The sequence below is a fragment of the Salipiger sp. genome (genome assembly GCF_059781815.1).
Genome location: NZ_JBYNAH010000112.1, coordinates 1 through 3,279, shown reverse-complemented (window position 1 = coordinate 3,279; position 3,279 = coordinate 1). Strand labels below are relative to the sequence as shown.

The following is a 3,279-nucleotide window of genomic DNA, read 5'->3' as shown; positions in this document are numbered from 1 at the left end:
ATGAAATCCGGCGAGATCGTCGAGCAGGGCGAGACCAAGCGCCTCTTCGCCGAGATGCGTCATCCTTACACCCGCCAGCTCTTCGAGGCCTCGCGCCACCGCGCCGACCTGCCCGAACCGCGGCCCGACGGGCCGCTCCTGCGCGTCGCGCAGGTCACCCGGCATTATCCCGGTCCCCGAGAAGGGCTCTTCCGCCCTGGTCGGGCGCTCATCGCGGTGAACGGCGTCAGCCTTGAGATCGCCCGTGGCGAGCGCGTCGGGCTGGTGGGCGAATCGGGCTGCGGCAAGTCCACCCTGGCCCGCGCCATCCTCGGGCTCGAGCCGGTGCAGGCGGGCGAGATCACGCTGGACGGCGCGCCGGTCTATCGCCACGGCAAACCTGACCGCGCCGTGCGGCGCCGGGTGCAGGTGGTGTTCCAGGATCCCTACGGCTCGTTCAATCCGCGCCACAGGGTCGGCCGGCTGATCGCCGAGCCCTTCCACCTGCTCGACGATCCGCCGCGCGGGCCCGCGCGCGACGCCGCCATCGCGCAGGCGCTCACCGATGTGGGCCTCAAGCCCGAGCACGCGGATCAGCACATCCATGCCTTCTCCGGCGGCCAGCGCCAGCGCATCGCGATCGCCCGCGCGCTGATCATCCGCCCCGAGCTGGTGATCTTCGACGAGGCGGTCTCGGCGCTCGACGTCCGCGTCCGGGCGCAGATTCTCGACCTGATCGCGGATCTCTCGCGGCAATACGGGCTCACCTACCTGTTCATCTCGCACGATCTCAGCGTGGTCCGCGGCATCACCGACCGGGTGCTCGTCATGCGCGGCGGAGAGATCGTCGAGGCCGGGGAGACCGAGACGGTATTTGACAACCCTGCTCACTGGTATACCAAATCCTTGCTGGCTGCCGCACCATCCCTGCCGCGGCCACCGGGAGGAGGATGTGAGGATGACCCAGAGCCTGACGCGTGACGACGCGCGCCTGAGCCTTGTCGAGGACAGCGCGCAGATGCTGATTGGCGGCGAGTGGCGCGCAAGCGCCGAGACGCTGCCCATCGTGAACCCGTCGACCGGAGAGGAGATCGGCCGCATCGCCCGGGGCACGGCGGCGGATATCGACGCAGCGGTCGCCGCCGCCGAGGCGGCGCTTGAGGGCGCATGGGGCCGGATGACGGCGCTCGAGCGCGGCCGCATCCTCACTAAGCTCTCGAGCCTGGTGCTGGAGCATGTCGAGGAGCTCGCGAAGCTCGAAGCGATGGACGTGGGCAAGCCGCTGACCCAGGCCCGCGCCGACGCGCTGGCGCTGGCGCGCTATTGCGAGTTCTACGGCGGCGCCGCCGACAAGGTGCACGGCACCACCATACCCTATCTCGACGGCTACACCGTCTACACCCTGCGCGAGCCGCACGGGGTCACCGGCCATATCGTGCCGTGGAACTACCCGATGCAGATCATCGGACGCTCGGTCGGGGCGGCGCTGACCATGGGCAATGCCTGCGTGCTGAAGCCGGCGGAAGATGCCTGCCTGACGGCGCTCGCCTTCGCCCGGCTGGCGCAGCAGGCGGGGCTGCCGGCGGGCGCGCTGAACGTGGTGCCGGGGCTCGGCTCCGAGGCCGGGGCGGCGCTCTCGGGCCATCCCGGCATTCACCACGTGAGCTTCACCGGCTCCGTGGGCACCGGCGCGGCGGTGCAGCAGGCCGCCGGCGCCAACGTGGTGCCGGTGACGCTCGAGCTTGGCGGCAAGTCGCCGCAGCTGGTCTTTGCCGATGCCGATCTCGATGCCGCGCTGCCCTTCCTCGTCAATGCCGGGCTGCAGAATGCCGGGCAGACCTGCTCGGCCTCGTCGCGCATCCTCGTCGAGCGCCCGGTCTATGACGAGGTCAGCCGCCGCATGGCCGAGGCCTATGCCGCCAAGGTCGTGGGGCCGGCGATGGCCGATCACGATGTCGGCCCGCTGATCAACGCGACCCAGAAGGCGCGGGTCGAGAGCTTTCTCGAGAAGGGCGCCGACCTGCCGCTGCTCGCCCGCGCCCGGCTCGCCGCCGACCTGCCGGAGGGCGGCAATTACGTCCGCCCGGCGCTTTTCGGCCCGGTGCCCGCGGATCACGTGCTCGCGCAGGACGAGGTCTTTGGCCCGGTGCAGGTCATCGTGCCCTTCGACAGCGAGGAAGAGGCGGTCAGGATCGCCAACGGCACCGATTACGGCCTCGTGGCCAGCGTCTGGACCCGCGACGGCGCACGCCAGATGCGGCTCGCGAAGAAGCTGCGCGCCGGGCAGGTGTTTCTCAACAATTACGGTGCCGGGGGCGGGGTGGAGCTGCCCTTCGGCGGCGTCGGCAAGTCGGGCCACGGGCGCGAGAAGGGCTTCGAGGCGCTCTACGGCTTCTCGGTGCTCAAGACCGTCGCCGCGCATCACGGCTGAACGGGACTTTCAGGGAGGAAACGGACCATGAGACTAGAGGGCAAACGCGCCATCGTGACCGGAGCCGGATCGGGCTTTGGCGAGGGCATCGCCACGCGCTTCGCCGCCGAGGGCGCGCAGGTGATGGTGGCCGATATCAACGCCGAGGGCGCCGAGCGGGTGGCATCTGCCTGTGGTGGCATTGCCTGCCGGGTGGATGTGGCCAATGGCGACAGCGTGGCCGAGATGGTCGCCCGCGCTGTGGCCGAGATGGGCCGGGTCGACATCCTCGTCAACAATGCCGGGATCACCCACCTGCCGGCGCCGATGGAGGAGGTCTCGGAGGCGGATTTCGACCGCGTCTTCGCAGTGAACTGCAAGTCGGTCTACCTCACGGCGCGTGCCTTGGTGGGCCACATGAAGGAGCTGGGCGCGGGGGCGATCCTCAACGTGGCCTCGACGGCGGGCGTCTCGCCGCGGCCGCGGCTCAACTGGTACAACGCCTCGAAGGGCTGGATGAACACCGCCACCAAGGCGATGGCGATCGAGCTGGCGCCGGCGGGGGTGCGGGTCAACGCGCTGAACCCGGTGGCGGGCGACACGCCGCTTTTGGCAAGCTTCATGGGCGAGGACACCCCCGAGATGCGGGCAAAGTTCCTCTCGACGATCCCCATCGGGCGGTTCTCGACGCCGGAGGACCTGGCGAATGCGGCGCTGTTCCTGTGCTCGGACGAGGCCTCGATGGTGACCGGCGTCTGCATGGAGGTGGATGGCGGGCGCTGCATCTAGGGGCTGGGCCGTCGCGCTTGCCGAGAGGGGGCGCGGGGGCGCTGCCCCCGTCCGCGCAGGCGCGGACTCCCCCGAGGTATTTTTGAACCAGAGAAGGGTGG

3 protein-coding genes are annotated in these 3,279 nt (G+C 70.1%); all 3 read left to right on the top strand.

Annotated elements, in window-relative coordinates; all coding sequences use genetic code 11:
* The coding region (locus tag AC6RA4_RS14015; RefSeq protein ID WP_500161280.1) for an ATP-binding cassette domain-containing protein at positions 1-960 on the top strand (960 nt) is incomplete at its 5' end.
* Positions 938-2,410, top strand: a complete 1,473-nt coding sequence (locus AC6RA4_RS14010) for an aldehyde dehydrogenase family protein (RefSeq protein WP_500161278.1) — start codon at positions 938-940, stop codon at positions 2,408-2,410. The genes AC6RA4_RS14015 and AC6RA4_RS14010, both read left to right, overlap by 23 nt.
* A gap of 27 nt (positions 2,411-2,437) precedes the next feature.
* Positions 2,438-3,178, top strand: coding sequence for an SDR family oxidoreductase (locus AC6RA4_RS14005; RefSeq protein ID WP_500161276.1), 741 nt, complete (start codon positions 2,438-2,440; stop codon positions 3,176-3,178).
* Positions 3,179-3,279: the final 101 nt, after the last annotated feature.

Excerpts from the sequence above, each read along its gene's own strand:
- AC6RA4_RS14010 (WP_500161278.1), top strand. The coding sequence starts at position 938 with ATGACCCAGAGCCTGACGCGTGACGACGCGCGCCTGAGCCTTGTCGAG.
- AC6RA4_RS14005 (WP_500161276.1), top strand. The coding sequence starts at position 2,438 with ATGAGACTAGAGGGCAAACGCGCCATCGTGACCGGAGCCGGATCGGGC.